Annotated in this window: 14 protein-coding genes and 1 pseudogene; 11 read left to right on the forward strand and 4 right to left on the reverse strand. The window is 71.9% G+C overall.

The features are described 5' to 3' along the window. Nucleotides 1-14: 14 nt before the first annotated feature. Nucleotides 15-1,448 (forward strand): sensor histidine kinase, encoded by a 1,434-nt coding sequence (locus OHB56_RS30715; RefSeq protein ID WP_406356761.1) that lies wholly within the window; start codon nucleotides 15-17, stop codon nucleotides 1,446-1,448. On the opposite strand, the gene OHB56_RS30720 is transcribed toward OHB56_RS30715, so the two are convergent. Beyond that, a complete protein-coding gene (locus OHB56_RS30720; protein ID WP_406356763.1) occupies nucleotides 1,427-2,422 on the reverse strand; it encodes a TAXI family TRAP transporter solute-binding subunit in 996 nt (331 codons plus the stop codon). The two genes, OHB56_RS30715 and OHB56_RS30720, sit on opposite strands and share 22 nt — an antisense overlap. Nucleotides 2,423-2,499: 77 nt before the next feature. On the opposite strand from OHB56_RS30720, the gene OHB56_RS30725 reads away from it, so the two are divergent. The 4 genes from OHB56_RS30725 (at nucleotide 2,500) to OHB56_RS30740 (ending at nucleotide 5,587) form a co-directional block, all read left to right on the forward strand. Then, the gene (locus tag OHB56_RS30725) at nucleotides 2,500-2,916 is read left to right on the forward strand and encodes a MazG nucleotide pyrophosphohydrolase domain-containing protein (RefSeq protein WP_326755056.1); all 417 of its coding nucleotides are present in this window, start codon (nucleotides 2,500-2,502) and stop codon (nucleotides 2,914-2,916) included. A gap of 104 nt (nucleotides 2,917-3,020) precedes the next feature. Beyond that, nucleotides 3,021-4,538 carry a tRNA (N6-isopentenyl adenosine(37)-C2)-methylthiotransferase MiaB gene (miaB, locus tag OHB56_RS30730; protein WP_406356764.1) on the forward strand — a complete coding sequence of 506 codons (1,518 nt, stop codon included), beginning with the start codon at nucleotides 3,021-3,023 and terminating at the stop codon, nucleotides 4,536-4,538. 25 nt (nucleotides 4,539-4,563) lie between these two features. Then, nucleotides 4,564-4,824, forward strand: coding sequence for a hypothetical protein (locus OHB56_RS30735; protein WP_406356765.1), 261 nt, complete (start codon nucleotides 4,564-4,566; stop codon nucleotides 4,822-4,824). 40 nt (nucleotides 4,825-4,864) lie between these two features. Then, nucleotides 4,865-5,587: a class III extradiol dioxygenase subunit B-like domain-containing protein gene (locus OHB56_RS30740; protein ID WP_326755059.1), complete on the forward strand. Its 723-nt coding sequence runs from the start codon at nucleotides 4,865-4,867 to the stop codon at nucleotides 5,585-5,587. A 153-nt stretch (nucleotides 5,588-5,740) separates the two neighbouring features. Here the strand turns inward: OHB56_RS30740 and OHB56_RS30745 are convergent, their stop codons facing one another. Next, a complete protein-coding gene (locus OHB56_RS30745) occupies nucleotides 5,741-6,010 on the reverse strand; it encodes an antitoxin (RefSeq protein ID WP_406356767.1) in 270 nt (89 codons plus the stop codon). A gap of 204 nt (nucleotides 6,011-6,214) precedes the next feature. On the opposite strand from OHB56_RS30745, the gene miaA reads away from it, so the two are divergent. The 6 genes from miaA (at nucleotide 6,215) to hflX (ending at nucleotide 14,721) form a co-directional block, all read left to right on the forward strand. After that, entirely contained in the window at nucleotides 6,215-7,153 is a 939-nt protein-coding gene (gene miaA / locus OHB56_RS30750) for a tRNA (adenosine(37)-N6)-dimethylallyltransferase MiaA (protein ID WP_326755061.1), read from the forward strand. Nucleotides 7,154-7,261: 108 nt separating this feature from the next. Then, on the forward strand, nucleotides 7,262-7,765 hold the full coding sequence (locus OHB56_RS30755) for a hypothetical protein (RefSeq protein ID WP_406359245.1): 504 nt from the start codon (nucleotides 7,262-7,264) through the stop codon (nucleotides 7,763-7,765). A gap of 75 nt (nucleotides 7,766-7,840) precedes the next feature. Then, a complete protein-coding gene (dapF, locus tag OHB56_RS30760) occupies nucleotides 7,841-8,734 on the forward strand; it encodes a diaminopimelate epimerase (protein ID WP_406356769.1) in 894 nt (297 codons plus the stop codon). A 296-nt stretch (nucleotides 8,735-9,030) separates the two neighbouring features. After that, nucleotides 9,031-11,232, forward strand: a complete 2,202-nt coding sequence (locus OHB56_RS30765) for an HD domain-containing protein (RefSeq protein ID WP_326755063.1) — start codon at nucleotides 9,031-9,033, stop codon at nucleotides 11,230-11,232. Nucleotides 11,233-11,365: 133 nt separating this feature from the next. Then, nucleotides 11,366-13,078, forward strand: a complete 1,713-nt coding sequence (locus OHB56_RS30770; RefSeq protein ID WP_406356771.1) for a M1 family aminopeptidase — start codon at nucleotides 11,366-11,368, stop codon at nucleotides 13,076-13,078. A 146-nt stretch (nucleotides 13,079-13,224) separates the two neighbouring features. Further along, nucleotides 13,225-14,721, forward strand: coding sequence for a GTPase HflX (hflX, locus tag OHB56_RS30775; protein WP_326755065.1), 1,497 nt, complete (start codon nucleotides 13,225-13,227; stop codon nucleotides 14,719-14,721). A gap of 117 nt (nucleotides 14,722-14,838) precedes the next feature. Here hflX and OHB56_RS30780 read toward each other — a convergent pair. Then, nucleotides 14,839-16,049: pseudogene (locus OHB56_RS30780) on the reverse strand (trypsin-like serine peptidase). A gap of 174 nt (nucleotides 16,050-16,223) precedes the next feature. Further along, the gene (locus OHB56_RS30785) at nucleotides 16,224-17,444 is read right to left on the reverse strand and encodes a hypothetical protein (RefSeq protein WP_326755066.1); all 1,221 of its coding nucleotides are present in this window, start codon (nucleotides 17,442-17,444) and stop codon (nucleotides 16,224-16,226) included. Nucleotides 17,445-17,917: the final 473 nt, after the last annotated feature.

Raw genomic sequence — 17,917 nt, forward strand, 5'->3', positions numbered from 1 at the left:
GCGGGTCCGACCGAGTGCACACACGTCTGCTGCCGCTGCTCATCGTCCTGATGGCGGCCGTCCTGCTCGCCCTCGGCGTTCCGCTCGCGGTCAGCCTGGCGGGCGCTCAGCAGCAGCAGGTCATCGTCGACCGGATCGACGACACGGCACGCTTCGCGGCCCTCGCGCAGTTCGTCACCGAACCCGTCGGCCCCGCCGCAGGAGACGTCAACGAGCGCCGGGAGACCCTCAACAGCGAACTCCACAGCTACTACGAGGTGTACGGCATCCGGGCCGGCGTCTTCCGCCGCAACGACGCCCCGATGGCGCACGCGCCGGACGACTGGTTCCTGCCGGGGACCGGTGAGGTGCGCGACGCCTTCCAGGAGGCACTGCTCAGCCGGCGCAGCCACGACCCGGAGCAGGTGTGGCCCTGGGAACGGCGCAGCCTCGTGGTGGCCTCCCCGGTCATCCGGGACGGTGACGTCGTCGCCGTCGTCGTCACCGACTCGCCCACCGGGCAGATGCGGTCCCGCATCCTGCGGGGCTGGCTGCTCATCGCGGCGGGCGAGGCGGCCGCGATGCTGCTGGCCGTCGGCGCGGCCCTGCGGCTGGCCGGCTGGGTGCTCAAGCCCGTACGGGTCCTGGACGCCACCACCCACGACATCGCCACCGGGCGGTTGAAGTCGAGGGTCGCGGCGGCCGGCGGACCGCCGGAACTCCGCAGGCTCGCCCGGTCGTTCAACGAGATGGCGGACAACGTCGAGAGCGTGCTGGAGCAGCAGCGCGCCTTCGTCGCCGATGCCTCGCACCAGCTGCGCAACCCGCTCTCGGCTCTGCTCCTGCGCATCGAACTGCTCGCTCTGGAGCTGCCCGAGGGCAACGAGGAGATCGCCTCCGTCCAGGCCGAGGGCAGGCGTCTGGCGCAGGTCCTGGACGACCTGCTCGACCTGGCGCTGGCCGAGCACAGCGAGGCCCAGCTCCAGATCACCGACATCGGCGCCCTGACCGCCGAACGCGTGGCGGCGTGGTCGCCCACCGCCCAGGCCAAGGGCGTCCTGCTGACCGGGGACTGCCCGCCGACCACGGCATGGGCCGACCCGGTCGCCCTGTCCAGCGCGCTGGACGCGGTCATCGACAACGCCGTGAAGTTCACGCCCGAGGACCGGACCGTCGAGGTGGCCGTCGCCTCCAACGGCGACACCTCCACCGTCGTCGTCACCGACAACGGCCCCGGTCTGACCGACGAGGAGCTGGCCCGCGTCGGCGACCGCTTCTGGCGCAGCTCACGGCACCAGAACGTCAAGGGCTCCGGACTCGGCCTGTCCATCTCCCGCGCCCTTCTCACGGCGGGCGGCGGCTCGATCGCGTACGACCGGCACGAGCCGCACGGGCTGACGGTGACGGTGACGGTGCCCAGGAGCGCGCCCACGGGCGAGGCGACGGTTCAGGGCTTGACGGACCGGTAGTACCGGCGCGCGCCGTCGTGCAGCCGGAGCGGATCGGTGTAGATCGCGGTGCGTACGTCGACGAGCTGGGCGGAGTGGACGTGCGCACCGATGCGGTCCCGGCTCTTGAGCACGATCCGGGTCAGCCACTCGGTGAGCCGGGGGTCCGTGTCCGCTCGTGTGATCAGCAGATTGGACACGGCCATCGTCGGGACGGTCGAACCGTGCTGGCTGCCGGGGTAGGCCGACTCCGGCATGTTGGTGGCACGGTAGTAGCGCGTGGCTCCATCCTGCTCGTGCAGCCGGGCGACCAGGTCGGCCGGGATCGGCACGAACCGGAGGCCGGCGTCCTCGGACAGGGTGCGCAGGCCGTCGGTGGGCAGCCCGCCCGACCAGAAGAACGCGTCCAGCCCCCGCCCGAGCCGCCCGGGGCCGGTGTCGATGCCGTCCGCAAAGGGCCTGATGTCCTTCTCCGGGTCGATGCCGGCCGCCTTGAGCACCCGGTTGGCGATGAGCCGGACACCCGACTTGGGCGGCCCTATGGCGACCCTCTTGCCCCGCAGATCGGCGACGGAGCGGATGCCGGACCCGGGAGGGACCACGAGCTGCACGTAGTCGTCGTAGAGACGGGCGACCCCGCGCAACCCGGCGGCACCCCTCGCGCCGCTCAGCCTGTACGTCTGCACCGCGTCGGCAGCGGCGATCGCGAAGTCCGCCTGCCCGGTCGCCACGCGCCGCACGTTCTCCTGCGAACCGTCGCTCGTCAGCAGCCGCGCTTCGAGGTCGGGCATGTCCCTACTCAGTGACGTGCGCAGAAGCTCCCCGTACTTCTGGTAGACCCCCGCACGTGTGCCCGTGCTCAGGGTGACCGTCCCACGCGGCGGATCCTCGCTCCAGGGCGCCAGCCACCACAGCAGCAGCCCGAGCGCCACGAGGCCGGCGACCGCGCCCCGCAGGACCCGGCGCCTGCCGATACGGAACGGCGCGATGGACATGGGCGCGATCCTGCCAGCCCGTGCGCCCCTCTGACCAGGCCGGGAGGGTCTCGGGAGGCGGCCGTTACCGTTACGGCATGAGTTCTTCGCCCGCCGACCTGGTCCGTGAGTTCCACCATGCCTTCGGGCTGGACGCGCGCGAGACACCGACCGAGGTCTCGCCGGAGCTCGCCGCCCACCGCGGCGACCTGCTCGCCGAGGAGGCCGCCGAGGTCGCGGAGGTGGCGGTGCACGGCCCCCTCGACCGGCTCGCGCACGAACTCGCCGACGTCGTCTACGTCGCCTACGGCACGGCGCTCGTCCACGGCATCGACCTCGACACGGTGATCTCCGAGATCCACCGCGCCAACATGAGCAAGCGCGGCCCCGGCGGCGAGATCGCCCGCCGCTTCGACGGCAAGGTCCTCAAGGGGGACCACTACGAGGCGCCGGACGTGTCCCGGGTGCTGCGCCGGCAGGGGTGGACGCCGGGTGCGGAGCCCCGGGACACCTGACCGGAGCCCTGGCCGAGAGCTCGAGCGGAGCCCTCGGCACAGGCCCGGGCCCGATCCCGGACGGAGTCCCGGGGGTGTCGTGGCGACCGCCTACCCTGTAGGGCATGAGCAGCATCGACCGGAGCCAGTCAGTGGGCGGCACGCGCACCTATGAAGTACGCACCTACGGGTGCCAGATGAACGTCCACGACTCCGAGCGATTGTCCGGGCTGCTGGAGGACGCGGGCTACGTCCGTGCTCCCGAGGGCGCCGACGGCGACGCCGACGTCGTCGTCTTCAACACCTGCGCCGTGCGCGAGAACGCCGACAACAAGCTCTACGGCAACCTCGGCCACCTCGCCCCCAGGAAGGCGCAGCGCCCCGGCATGCAGATCGCGGTCGGCGGCTGCCTCGCGCAGAAGGACCGCGACACCATCGTGAAGCGGGCCCCCTGGGTGGACGTGGTCTTCGGCACGCACAACATCGGCAAGCTGCCGGTCCTCCTGGAGCGCGCCCGCGTCCAGGAGGAGGCCCAGGTCGAGATCGCCGAGTCGCTGGAGGCCTTCCCGTCCACGCTGCCGACCCGCCGCGAGAGCGCCTACGCGGCCTGGGTGTCCATCTCCGTCGGCTGCAACAACACCTGCACCTTCTGCATCGTCCCCGCGCTGCGCGGCAAGGAGAAGGACCGGCGCCCCGGGGACGTCCTCGCCGAGATCGAGGCACTGGTCGCCGAGGGCGTCTCGGAGATCACCCTGCTCGGCCAGAACGTCAACGCGTACGGCTCCGACATCGGTGACCGGGAGGCGTTCAGCAAGCTGCTGCGGGCCTGCGGGAGCATCGAGGGCCTGGAGCGCGTCCGCTTCACCTCCCCCCACCCGCGCGACTTCACCGACGACGTCATCGCCGCCATGGCCGAGACGCCCAACGTGATGCCGCAGCTCCACATGCCGCTCCAGTCCGGCTCGGACACGGTCCTCAAGGCGATGCGCCGTTCCTACCGGCAGGAGCGCTACCTCGGCATCATCGAGAAGGTCCGCGCCGCCATCCCGCACGCGGCGATCAGCACCGACATCATCGTGGGCTTCCCGGGCGAGACCGAGGAGGACTTCGAGCAGACCCTGCACGTGGTGCGCGAGGCCCGCTTCGCGCAGGCCTTCACCTTCCAGTACTCCAAGCGTCCGGGGACCCCGGCCGCCGAGATGGACGGCCAGATCCCCAAGAAGGTCGTCCAGGAGCGCTACGAACGGCTCGTCGCCCTCCAGGAGGAGATCTCCTGGGAGGAGAACAAGAAGCAGGTCGGCCGCACCCTGGAACTGATGGTGGCCGAGGGCGAGGGCCGCAAGGACGGCGCCACCCACCGTCTCTCCGGCCGCGCCCCGGACAGCCGCCTGGTGCACTTCACCAAGCCGGAGCAGGAGGTCCGTCCCGGCGACGTCGTCACCGTGGGGATCACCTACGCGGCCCCCCACCACCTCCTCGCCGAGGGTCCCACCCTGGGCGTGCGCCGCACCCGCGCGGGCGACGCCTGGGAGAAGCGGAACGCCACTGGCGCCGCCGGGCCGGCGGGTGTCATGCTCGGCCTGCCCACGGTGGGCGTGCCCGAGCCGCTGCCGGCGGTCACCGGGGGCTGCGCCATCGACTGACCGGGCCGCGACGGGGGGCGGACGCATGGCTCACTGGATCGTTGTGGAGGAGCGGGAGGAAACGCTCCGGCCGATCGCACGTTTCGAAGGCACGCGCGAAGAGGCGCGCCGCAGGCTGTACGAGGCGGCGTGCACGCACCGGTTCGCCGGAGGGCTGAAGCAACAGCGTCGCGAGGTGTACCGCGTCGACGACGACACGTACTTCGTGGAGATCAAGGGCGGGCTGGGCACCCACCGCCTGCGGTACTGCCTCGCGGAGCACGTCTGGAGCACGGACGACCAGTGAGACGGATGCCGTCCCGGGCCGCCGCAGTAGGCTGCTGATCATGCTTGTCGCCGCCGCAGTCTGCCCGTGCCCGCCCCTCCTCGTGCCCGAGGTGGCCGCGGGCGCCGCACCCGAACTGGACGCCGCGCGGGCCGCGTGCACGGACGCGGTCGGCGTGCTCGCCGCCGCCCGGCCCGACCTGCTGGTGGTCGTCGGCCCGATGGCCGGCGACGTGGGGACCGAGCGCTACCCGGAGGGCAGCACGGGGTCCTTCCACGGCTTCGGCGTCGGTCTCGGCGTACGGCTCGGAGCGGACCGGGACACGGCGACCGGCCGGGCACTGCCCGGTGCGCTCGCGGTGGGCGCCTGGCTGCTGGAGCGGACGGGGTGGGCGGACGCGCCCGTCGAAGGGATCGGCGTGGGGGAGTCCCTCGCGGCCGAGCGGTGCGCCGGACAGGGACGGGACCTCGCCGGCAGGGCGGAGCGGGTCGCGCTGCTGGTGATGGGCGACGGCAGCGCCTGCCGCACGCTCAAGGCTCCGGGCTACCTCGACGAGCGGGCGGCGCCCTTCGACGCGGAGGCGGCGCGGGCGCTGGGAGCGGCCGACACGGCGGCCCTGCTGGCGCTGGACGACGGCCTGGCGCACGACCTCAAGGCGACCGGCCGGGCACCCTGGCAGGTCCTGGCGGGGGCGGCCGAAGCCGGGGGGAGCGCTCTGCGGGGCACGCTGCTGTACGAGGACGCTCCGTACGGGGTGGGCTACCTGGTGGCCACCTGGTCGTAGGAGCCGGCTCCGCGCGACGCCCGCCCGGCACGCCGGACGGCGCGGAACGGATGAAGGCCGGGAACGGACGAAGGCCGGGAACGCCCTGCGCGATGCGCGTTCCCGGCCTTACGCCGATTCGGTGCCCGGTGCCCGGTGCCCGGTGCCCGGTGCTCAGTGCGTGGGCGGCGGTCCCGCCGGGGGCGTGGTGCCGCCCGCGTCCGGACCGCGTTCGTTCTTGTGGGCGAGCCGGTCCATGGCGTGCTTGGCCTTGCCGGTGCCCTTCTGGATCCTGTCGCTGTACTTGCCCTTGGTCCGCTCGTCGGCGGTCTTCGCGGCCTTGTCCAGCCCGTGCTGGATCTTGCCCCCGTGCTGCTGCGCGAGGTCCGAGACCTTGTCCTTGGCAGGCCCCAGTTTGGCCTTCATGTTGTCCAGGAGACCCATGGTCCACCTTCCCTCGCGGTGCGGTTCGTGTGCGCCCATGTGTGAAAACGCCCATATCCACTCCATACGGTACTCGCGCGAACGCGGTCCCGCCCTGCCGCACGGTCCTCCCGTGGCCGGAATCCGACCCCGGGCGCAGCCCTCCGCCCACCGCTTCACGCCACTCGACGGAGGGCCGGCTGCGGGGTTTGCGAGACTGGACCGGTGAGCAGCGCACTCCCCACCCCCCGGGTCATCGCCGTCGTCGGCCCCACCGCAGCCGGAAAGTCCGATCTGGGCGTTTTCCTGGCCCGAGAGCTCGGCGGTGAAGTCGTCAACGCCGACTCCATGCAGCTCTACCGGGGGATGGACATCGGAACCGCCAAGCTGACGCCCGAGGAGCGCGGGGACGTCCCGCACCACCTCCTGGACATCTGGGACGTGACCGTCACCGCGTCCGTCGCCGAGTACCAGCGCCTCGCCCGGGAGCGGATCGACGCCCTGCTCGCCGCCGGGCGCTGGCCCGTCCTCGTCGGGGGCTCCGGCCTCTACGTCCGCGGGGCCGTCGACCATCTCGAGTTCCCGGGCACCGACCCCGACGTACGGTCGCGCCTGGAGGACGAGCTCACCCTGCGCGGACCCGGCGCGCTGCACGCCCGCCTCGCCGCCGCCGACCCCGAGGCCGCGCGGGCCATCCTGCCGAGCAACGGCCGCCGTATCGTCCGGGCGCTCGAAGTGATCGAGATCACCGGACTGCCCTTCACCGCCAACCTCCCCGGCCACGACTCGGTCTACGACACCCTCCAGATCGGTGTCGACGTCGCCCGCCCCGAGCTGGACGCACGGATCGCCGACCGGGTCGACCGGATGTGGGAGGCGGGTCTCGTGGAGGAAGTGCGCGCACTGGAGGCGCAAGGGTTGCGCGAGGGGCGTACGGCCTCGCGCGCACTCGGCTACCAGCAGGTGCTCTCCGCGTTCGCCGGAGAGCGCACCCTGGAGGAGGCGCGGTCCGAGACCGTCCGTGCCACCAAGCGCTTCGCGCGCCGTCAGGATTCATGGTTCAGGCGCGACCCGCGGGTGCATTGGTTGAGTGGGGCCGCGGTGGATCTGACGGAACTTCCGCAGCTCGCGATGTCGTTGGTCGAACGACCGGTTACAGCCTGATCACGTCATGGCATCGGGACGCCCAGGCCGTCATCCGGGCCTCTGACGCCGTGCCATCATCGAGCTTCGATCGACCAAGTGGAGTCCAAGTTGGGAGGGCGCGTGGCGATGGAGGCCGGCCCTCGCGACACCGCACACGGCACCGAGCACCTCACCACCGAGCGGGGTGTACCGGAGCAGGACCCTGACCGTCTCAGCCCCGACGGGCCGGACGAGACAGAGGGCGGAGTGACCGACGACGGCCCCGAGCCGGACGAGATGTTCGCGGGCGGCGACGAGGTCGAGGTCGAGCTGCGCCCGCAGCGACGGCTGCGCATCTGGCAGCTCGCCCCCATCGTCGGTCTGGCCGCGGTCGGCTCCCTGATGTTCGCGTTCCCGCTCGCCTTCGACTTCGGCGACAGCGGCGCCGTGATCGCCATGCTGGGCCTGCTGATCTGCTCCTGCGCGGCCGGCTGGGGCATGATGGCCGCCCGCAGGGTGGGCTACACCTGGCCCGGTCTGCCGGCCCGGAGCTCCGGTCTCAGACCCGACTGGCGGGTCGTGATCGCCTACGCCGTGCTGGTCGCGGTGGTGGTGGCCCTGGCGGTCTGGCGGGTCGCCCGCCTCCGCTGACGCCCGTCTCCCTCGCCGGCCCGTGCGCTGCGAGGGCCGGGACGCGGTGTCGTGGACGCCCCGTACGATCGAGGCATGAGCACGCGGATCGCCTTCCTCAAGGGGCACGGCACCGAGAACGACTTCGTGATCGTTCCGGACCCCGAGAACGCCATCGACCTGCCCCCCGCCTCCGTCGCGGCCCTCTGCGACCGCCGCGCGGGCATCGGCGGCGACGGGCTGCTGCACGTGGTGCGGTCCGCCGCGCACCCCGAGGCGCGGCACCTGGCGGCCGAGGCCGAATGGTTCATGGACTACCGCAACGGCGACGGTTCCATCGCCGAGATGTGCGGCAACGGAGTGCGTGTGTTCGCGCGCTACCTCCAGCGGGCGGGACATGTGGCCGAGGGAGACATCGCGATCGCCACGCGCGGCGGCGTGAAGGCGGTGCACATCGCCAAGACCGCGTCCGACAGCGGCTCCGCCGCGGGTGACATCACCGTCGGCATGGGCCGGGCGCTGCTGCCCGGCGACGGCGTCACCGTGAGCGTCGGCGGACGCAGCTGGCCCGCACGGAACGTGAACATGGGCAACCCGCACGCTGTGGCCTTCGTGGACGACCTCGACCACGCCGGCGACCTGTTCACCGCACCCCCGTTCAGCCCCGCCTCGGTCTATCCGGACGGCGTCAACGTGGAGTTCGTGGCCGACCGCGGCCCGCGGCACGTGGCGCTGCGCGTCCACGAGCGGGGGGCCGGTGAGACCCGCTCGTGCGGCACGGGCGCCTGCGCGGTCGCCGTGGCCGCGGCCCGCCGGGACGGCGTCGACCCGCGGGTCACCGGAACCCCGGTGACGTACACGGTGGACGTGCCCGGCGGCACTCTGGTGATCACCGAACGGCCCGACGGGGAGATCGAGATGACCGGGCCCGCGGTGATCGTCGCCGAGGGCGTGATCGAGAGCGAGTGGCTGGAGAACCTGCCCCGCTGAGCCCGGTACCGGCTTGGTATCCAAGAGCAGCACGTGCCGGCCGGCCGTATCCGCGGGGTGCGGTGCCAGGTTCGGCTTCGAGAGCATGGCGCGCCTCTGAATCCATGGCGTGAAATCGCCGCTGTGACACTCTTCGCTCGAAGGAGTGATCCGTTTCACGCTCGGAGGGAGGCGGTCGGTCGCACGCTCTGGGCTCGGTAGCATCAAGCACCGGCCCGGACGGGGACGAGCACCGTCTCCTGAGCCCGAGTCCACCCTGGGCATGCGTCCGCCGGTCAACGCCGCCGGAGGTGCCCATGAACGCGGAGGCCGCGAAACCTGCGACCCCAGGTCCCGTGACAACGGGGTCTGCGACATCAGGTCGTGTCACGCCCACGGGGACACGGAGGAAGGCACGCTCCCGGCTCGACCTGCGTCGGCTGGGCCGCGCCGCATTCCTCGGCCCCACCTCCCGCGACCGGCTTCCCGACGCCATCGGCCATGTGGTCGACGCCCACCGCGCCCACCATCCCGACGCCGATCTCGACCCCCTGCGCCGCGCCTATCTCCTGGCCGAGTCCTCGCACCGGGGACAGATGCGCAAGAGCGGCGAGCCGTACATCACCCATCCGCTCGCCGTGACCCTCATCCTCGCCGAACTCGGCGCCGAGACCACGACCTTGACCGCCTCCTTGCTCCACGACACCGTCGAGGACACGGAGGTGACGCTCGATCAGGTCCGTGAGCAGTTCGGTGAGGAGGTGTGCTACCTCGTCGACGGCGTCACCAAGCTCGAGAAGGTCGACTACGGTGCCGCGGCCGAGCCCGAGACCTTCCGCAAGATGCTGGTCGCCACCGGCAACGACGTCCGCGTGATGTCGATCAAACTCGCCGACCGGCTGCACAACATGCGCACCCTCGGGGTGATGCGCCCCGAGAAGCAGGAACGCATCGCCAAGGTGACCCGGGACGTCCTCATCCCGCTCGCCGAACGGCTCGGCGTCCAGGCGCTCAAGACGGAACTCGAGGACCTGGTCTTCGCGATCCTGCATCCAGAGGAGAACAAGCACACGCGCGAGCTGATCCTCCGCAACGCCTCCCGCGCGGACGACCCTCTCGCCGAGGTCGCCGACGAGGTGCGCAAGGTGCTGCGCGAGGCGGACCTCACCGCCGAGGTCCTCATCCGCCCCCGTCACTTCGTCTCCGTGCACCGCGTGTCCCGCAAACGCGGTCGGTTGCGCGGCGCCGACTTCGGCCGGCTGCTGGTGCTGGTGAACGAGGACGCCGACTGCTACGGCGTCCTGGGCGAGCTGCACACCTGCATGACACCCGTCGTCTCGGAGTTCAAGGACTTCATCGCGGTACCCAAGTTCAACCTGTACCAGTCGCTGCACACCGCCGTCGCGCGCGACGACGGCCAAGTCGTCGAAGTCCTCATCCGTACGCACCTGATGCACAAGGTCGCCGAGGCCGGTGTCGTCGCCCTCGGCAACCCCTATGCCGTCCCCGGGGAGGAGCAGTCGGCGAGCGACGGCGAACGCGTCGACCCGACCCGGCCCGGCTGGCTCTCCCGGCTCCTGGAGTGGCAGCGCGGCGCGCCCGATCCCGACACCTTCTGGTCCACGCTGCGCGAGGACCTCGCCCAGGACCGCGAGATCACCGTGTTCCGCCCGGACGGCGGCACGATCGGTCTGCCCGACGGGGCGACCTGTGTGGACGCCGCCTACGCGCAGTACGGCGAGGACGCGCACGCGTGCATCGGCGCCCGCGTCAACGGCCGCCTGGCGACACTGCGCACCGTGCTGAAGGACGGGGACACCGTCCAGCTCCTGATGGGCCAGGACCCCGCCTCCGAGCCTTCCAGGGAGTGGCTGGAGCACGCCCGTACCCCGGCCGCCCGGATCGCCATTCAGCGGTGGCTGACCGCTCACCCCGCTCACCCCGTCGATCCCGCCGATCCGCCCGAGGGGGGCCGGGCCGGGGCCGAGCAAGCCCAGGCGGCCACGCGTCCCGCCGTGGGCGAGCCCGCCGCACCGGCTTTTGGGGCGGTGCCCGGCTCCTCCGGCGGCGCCCAGGTCCTGGCCGACCGGCCCGGTGCGACGGTACGGCTCGCCGGCTGCTGTACGCCCGTACCGCCCGACGAGGTGACCGGATTCGCCGTGCGCGGGGGAGCGGTCGCCGTGCACCGGGTCGAGTGCGCCGTCGTGGCGCGCATGAAAAGCGCGGGGCGTGCGGAGGTGGGCGTGCGCTGGGGGGAGGGCGCCGAGTGCCGGGTCACCCTGGTCGCCGAATCGTTCGTCCGCCCCCATCTGCTCGCCGACCTCACCGAGGCCATGGCCGTCGAAGGCGCCGAGATCGTCTCCGCGACCGTCGAACCCCCGACCCATCAGCAGGTGCGGCACACGTACACCGTGCAGCTGCCGGACGCCGCCCACCTGCCCGTCCTCATGCGCGCGATGCGCAAGGTGGCGGGCGTGTACGACGTGAGCCGGGCCAAGCCGCAGACCCGGAGCACCTGACAGCGAGGCGCGCGGGGACGCCACCCGGCCGGAGGCCTCGTCGGGCACTCCCTCGGCCATCGGCCCACCCGATCGGGTGGGCCGGGAGCGCGCCGCCGTAACCGCGCACGCGCGCGCTGATAGCCGTGGGCCCATGCTGCGCACTCCCCACGGCCCGACCGCCCCCGAACCGGCCTCCGAACGTCCCGCCCCGCACGGCCCGGCCCCCGCCCGTCCGGCTCCCGTCCGTCAAGCCGCTCCCGTACCAGCTGCCCGCACGACGGCCCCCCGGGGTCGCCGGCGGCGGACGTCCGCGGCGCTGCTCGCGTCGGCCGTCTCCGTCTGCCTCCTCGCCGCGAGCGCTCCCGCCACGCCGCTGGGCATCGGCGACCGCCTCTTCCCGCATCTGGGCAACCCCGGGTACGACGTGGCGTCGTACCACCTCGCCCTCAGCTACCCCGGCACGAACGACACGCCGCTCCAGGCCACCACGAGGATCGACGCCCGGACGACCACGGACCTGGACCGGATCAACCTCGACTTCGCCCACGGCACGGTCCATTCGGTCGAGGTCGACGGCACCCCAGCCGCCTTCACCACCGCCGGTGAGGACCTCGTGATCACGCCCGTGAACGGCCTGGACGCCGGCGAACGGACCCGGATCACCGTGCGCCACACCAGCGATCCGGTGGCCGCCGAGGGCCGTGACGGCGGCTGGGTGCGCACCGCGGACGGTCTCGCCATGGCCAACCAGGCCGATGCCGCGCACCTGGTCTTCCCGTGCAACGACCACCCGTCCGACAAGGCCTTCTTCACGTTCCGCATCACCGCCCCCGACGGTCACACGGCCGTCGCCAACGGCCTGCCGATCCATGTCCACCGCACGCGCGCGGCGGCGACGACGACCTGGACGTACCGCACCCGGCACCCCATGGCCACCGAACTCGCCCAGGTGTCCATCGGCCGCTCCACGGTCCTGCACCGCACCGGTCCGCAGGGGCTGCCGCTGCGCGACGTCGTCCCCACGGCCCACCGCGAACAGCTCGAACCGTGGCTGGCGAAGACCCCGGACCAGATCGCCTGGATGGAGAACAAGGCCGGCCGCTACCCGTTCGAGACGTACGGCCTGCTCATGGCCGACGTCTCCACCGGCTTCGAACTCGAGACCCAGACGCTGTCCCTCTTCGAGCGGGAGCTCTTCACCGACCCGGCCTACCCCGCGTGGTACATCGAGTCGATCATGGTGCACGAGCTCGCCCACCAGTGGTTCGGCAACAGCGTCAGCCCCCGCACCTGGTCCGACCTGTGGCTCAACGAGGGCCACGCCACCTGGTACGAGGCGCTGTACGCGCAGGAGAAGGCCGGCCGGCCCCTCGAGACTCGGATGAAGGCCGCCTACGAGGCCTCCGACCGCTGGCGCGCGGAGGGCGGACCACCCGCCGCTCCCAAGGCCCCGCAGCCCGGCCAGAAGATCAGCATCTTCCGGCCGATCGTGTACGACGGTTCCGCGCTCGTGCTGTACGCCCTGCGCGAGGAGATCGGCCGCACCGCGTTCGACCGCCTGGAACGGCGCTGGGTGACCCAGTACCGGGACGGCACGGCCTCCACCGCCGACTTCGTCCGGCTCGCCTCCGACACCGCGGGACGCGACCTGACCGGATTCCTGAACGCCTGGCTCCACGACGCGAAGACCCCGCCGATGCCCGGCCACCCGGACTGGAAGTCCACGGACCGGGCCCCGGAGAAGTCCACGGCCTACAGGTTCACGGGCCACAGGCCCGCGGCCCCCGAATCCGCGGCACAGCCCGCCGGACGTTCCGGTCCGGCCGTGCATCGACCGGGCGCGAGCCGGGAACAAACACGGTGACGAGACGTGCCGTGCCGTGCCACCATCGTCAGGACGCCACCGCACGGGTCACGGGAATCTCCCGGGAGGCCCGTGCGTTGTGAAGGGTGACGGGCGTAGTCCGTCACCCCTGCGATCTCCCATCGACGTATCGACGTAAGGACCCAATGACCTCCTCTTCTTCCCCTTCCCAGGACACCAAGCGCTTCGCGCGGACCTACCCCGAGGGCCTCCGGGCCGATGCCCTGATGGAAGCGGACGTCGCCTGGAGCCTCGAGATCGACGGAGAGCGGGACGGCGACCAGCTCGACCGCTCCGAGCGGGCGGCCCTGCGCCGCGTCGCCGGCCTCTCCACCGAACTCGAGGACGTCACCGAGGTCGAGTACCGGCAGCTCCGCCTGGAGCGCGTCGTACTCGTCGGCGTGTGGACATCGGGAACCGTGCAGGACGCGGAGAACTCCCTCGCGGAGCTCGCCGCCCTGGCGGAGACGGCGGGCGCCCTCGTGCTCGACGGCGTGACCCAGCGCCGCGACAAGCCCGACGCGGCGACCTTCATCGGCTCCGGCAAGGCCCAGGAGCTGCGCGACATCGTGCTCGAAACGGGCGCGGACACGGTCGTCTGCGACGGTGAGCTGAGCCCCGGCCAGCTGATCCACCTCGAGGACGTCGTCAAGGTCAAGGTCATCGACCGGACGGCCCTGATCCTGGACATCTTCGCCCAGCACGCCAAGTCCCGGGAGGGCAAGGCGCAGGTCGCGCTCGCGCAGATGCAGTACATGCTGCCGAGGCTGCGCGGCTGGGGCCAGTCGCTGTCCCGGCAGATGGGCGGCGGCTCGGGCGGCGGACTCGCCACCCGTGGCCCCGGTGAGACCAAGATCGAGACCGACCGGCGCCGGATCCGCGAGAAGATGGCGAAGATGCGCCGGGAGATCGCGGAGATGAAGACCGGCCGCGACATCAAGCGCCAGGAGCGCAAGCGCAACAAGGTGCCGTCCGTCGCCATCGCGGGCTACACCAACGCCGGCAAGTCCTCGCTGCTCAACCGCCTCACGGGCGCGGGCGTGCTGGTCGAGAACGCCCTGTTCGCGACCCTCGACCCGACCGTGCGCCGGGCGGAGACGCCGGGCGGACGGCTGTACACGCTGGTCGACACCGTCGGCTTCGTCCGGCACCTGCCGCACCACCTCGTCGAGGCGTTCCGCTCCACGATGGAGGAGGTCGGCGACGCCGATCTGATCCTGCACGTGGTGGACGGTTCGCATCCCGTCCCGGAGGAGCAACTGGCCGCCGTGCGCGAGGTGATCAGGGACGTCGGCGCCACCGACGTACCCGAGATCGTCGTGATCAACAAGGCCGACGCGGCGGACCCGCTGACGCTCCAGCGGCTGCTGCGGGAGGAGAAGCGCTCCATCGCGGTCTCCGCCCGGACCGGCCAGGGCATCGACGAACTGCTCGCCCTCCTCGACAACGATCTGCCCCGCCCGGCCGTGGAGGTCGAGGCGCTCGTGCCGTACACGCACGGCAAGCTGGTCGCCCGCGCCCACGACGAGGGCGAGGTGATCTCCGAGGAGCACACCGCGGAGGGCACCCTGCTCAAGGTGCGGGTGCACGAGGAACTGGCGGCGGAGCTCACACCGTTCGTGCCCACGCCGACCGCCGGCTGAGTCAACGGCCCGCGGTTCCGCGTGCGAGGGAGAAGGCCTGCCCCCCTGCTCATGAGCAGGGGGGCAGGCCTTCTCCCTCGCACGGATCAGCGACGCCGCGATCACGCACCGCCGTGATCACCGGCCGTCGTAGGTCCTGCTCATGTTCTGGTACAGCGCCTCGGCGTCCCGGCCCAACTGCGGGCCCGCGAGCCAGGTGTTGTCGGCCGGGCCGATCGAGGTGTCGGACACCGGCACGGTCTCGCCGTTCACCACCCGGAACCAGCCGCCGCCGGACGAGCCACCGGTCATGGTGCAACCGATGCGATGCATCGTGGGCGGGTCGGAGGCGAGCGAGAACCGGCCCGGAGTGTCCAGGCACTTGAACATCCGCAGTCCGTTGCAGGGCGGCGCCGCCGGGTATCCCCAGGCACCCATCCGGCCCGCCCCGTCCGCGGGCGGGGTCGAGAAGTCCACCTCCAGGGCGGTACCGACCGTCTCCTCCAGGGACTTGTCCCCCTACTCCGGCTTCACGTGCAGGACGGCGTAGTCGTACGGTGCTCCGACGCCACCGGTCGGCGCGCCGTCCTCGATCCAGCCGGTGGAGGTCGCGGCCCAGTCCGCCCACCAGTTGCCGTACGGGGCGATCTCCGAGGCGTTCGCGTCGCTCAGCTCCGCCTCGGACCTGCCCAGGTCGTTGTCGCGGGGACGAAGACGATGTTGCGGTACCAGCCGCCGTCGCCGCCCGCGTGCACGCAGTGCCCGGCGGTCCGGACGAGAGGGGACCTGCCCGGGTGGTTCACGTCCTTGACGACCGTGCCGGAGCAGACACTCGTGCCCTCGGGGGAGTCGAAGAAGACCTTGCCGACCGGGGCCGCGTGGTCGTGGTACGGCGTCTGCTCGGCCTGCGCCTCGACCGGTCCCGGCTCCGGATCGCCGTCGCCCCGGGCGGCGGTCGCGTCCTTGGTCGAGAGGGTCTTGTCGGACTCCTCGGCGGAACGCATCCGCTCCGGCTTCCACAGGCCCTCGATCACCGGGTTGACCTAGGTCTTGGCCTCACCGAGCCACTTGTCCTCGTCCCAGTCCCGCCAGCCGCCGGCCTTCCACCGGTCGACGTCGATCCCGTGTTCCTCGAGCCGGTCCGCGATGTCGGCCGGGACCTGGGAGTTGCCGGCCTCGCCGTCCGCGGCCCGCGAGGTGCCGGGACCGGGCTTCTTCGGGCCGGCCTCGTCGTCGGTGGAACCGCCGCACGCGGTCGCGGTGAGGGCCAGGGCGGCGACGAGCCCGGCGGCGGCGAGGGTTCTGCGACGGCCCCGCCGGCGCGGAGCGGACGTACGGATGGAGCGCATGGTGCGGTGCCCCCCGGTGCCACGAATGAATGTCCTGCTGCCGGGTGTGGACGCCGCACGGGCGGCCGGCGGATTCATGCCGCCGGTACCGCCCGTGCGGGTGCCGTTACCGCGATGCCGTTCCCGCCCGGGCGGGGCTCGTGGGAACGGAACCGCCGCCGGAGCGGCCGATGGTCACTGGCCGGCGAACTTGTCGCTGACCGCCTCGTACACGCCCTTGGCCTCGTCCCCCAGCCGCGGACCGGCGAGCCAGCCCGAGGTCACCGGGCCGATGGAGGTGTTGGACACCAGTGCCTGCTTGCCGTCGGAGCCCTCCGCGACCCAGCCGCCACCGGACGAACCGGCGGTCATGCTGCATCCGATGCGGTACATCGTCGGGTCGGAGGCGCCGAGCGAGAGCCGGCCCGGCCGGTCCTCACAGCTGAACAGCTTCTGGCCGTCGTACGGCGCGCCGGCCGGGTAGCCGGTCGCGGTCACGCTCTCCACGTCCGGCACGGCGGGAGCGTTGAAGTCCACCGGCAGTGCCGAACCGACCTTCTCCTCCAGAGACTTGCCGTCGCCGCCCTTCTCCGGCGTCACATGGATGACGGCGAAGTCGTACGAGGCGCCGTCACCGCCGGTCGCACCGCCCTGCTCGATCCACTGGTCGGAGGTCTGTGCCCAGTCACCCCACCAGACGCCGTACGGAGCGACCTCGTCCTCGGCGGCGCCTTCGAGTTCGCCGGTCGGCCTGCCCGCGTCGTTGTACGACGGAACGAAGACGATGTTGCGGTACCAGCCGCCCTTCTTGCCGGCGTGCACACAGTGCCCGGCCGTCCACACCATGTTGGACTTGCCCGGGTTGGCGGGATCCTGCACCACGGTCGCGGAGCACACCATCGTGCCCTCGGGGGAGTCGAAGAACACCTTGCCCGCCGTGGGAGCGTTGTCGTGGTACGACGGCGGCACGGCCTGCGCCTGCACCGGTTCCGGCGTCGGGTCCGTCACGCCCTGGTCACCGGAGATGTCGCTCTCGTCGACCTCCGGGTCCGGCTGCTCGGCCTCCCGCATGCGGTCCGGGTCCCACAGGTCCTCGATGATCGGGTTGATGTAGTCGTTGGCCTCGCGCAGCCAGTCGTCCTTGTCCCAGTTCTTCCAGTCGCCGTTCCTCCACTTGTCGACATCGATCCCGTGCTCCTTGAGCCGGTCCGCGATGTCGCTCGGGATCTGGATCTTGCCGTCCCCGGCCGCGGCGGTCGCGGAGGGTTCGCCGCCCGCCGTGTCGTCCCCCGAACCGCAGGCGGTGGCGGTGAGCGCGAGTACCGAGGCGAGCGCGACGGCGGTCAGCACGGGGGAGGTTCCGCGGCGCGCCCTTCCGCCTCGGCGAGTGGTGGACGACGGCCGTATGGATCGCATGATCTGACTCCCCCTGATGTGGACGAACTTGGTACCTCGGCCGTGCGTGCATCCTGGACTCGAGCGGAGTCCGGACCCCTCGCACGACCACCGGGAACGGCACCACACACTATGCGTTCGCCGTGGGGGACAACCGACGGAACGGCAACGGTTTCGCTACGAGCTTTCTGACCTGGACGTTCTCAAGAGGCCCATGGATGTGGCGCCTTCGCGCGGCTGATCCGTCGAGGAGCCGCACGCACGGGAGCGGCCGCTCCTTGCCTGACCCTCTTCGCGGGACGGGCACGCCCCTCAGCCGTATCGGCCGGGAACCGGACCGCGGGCCGTGGGTCCCTCACCCCTCGGCGGGACAGAGGGCTTTCATCACCCGAGTCCTCGCCGGAGTCCACGGGTGCGTCTGCCGGCCGTGGACGGACGCGGGGTGTGCGGGACGGCTGTTGCCGTCCATAGTCGATCCGTTGCCGTCCACAGTT

This window comes from Streptomyces sp. NBC_01635, assembly GCF_045209715.1.
Taxonomy (GTDB): Bacteria; Actinomycetota; Actinomycetes; order Streptomycetales; family Streptomycetaceae; genus Streptomyces; species Streptomyces hirsutus.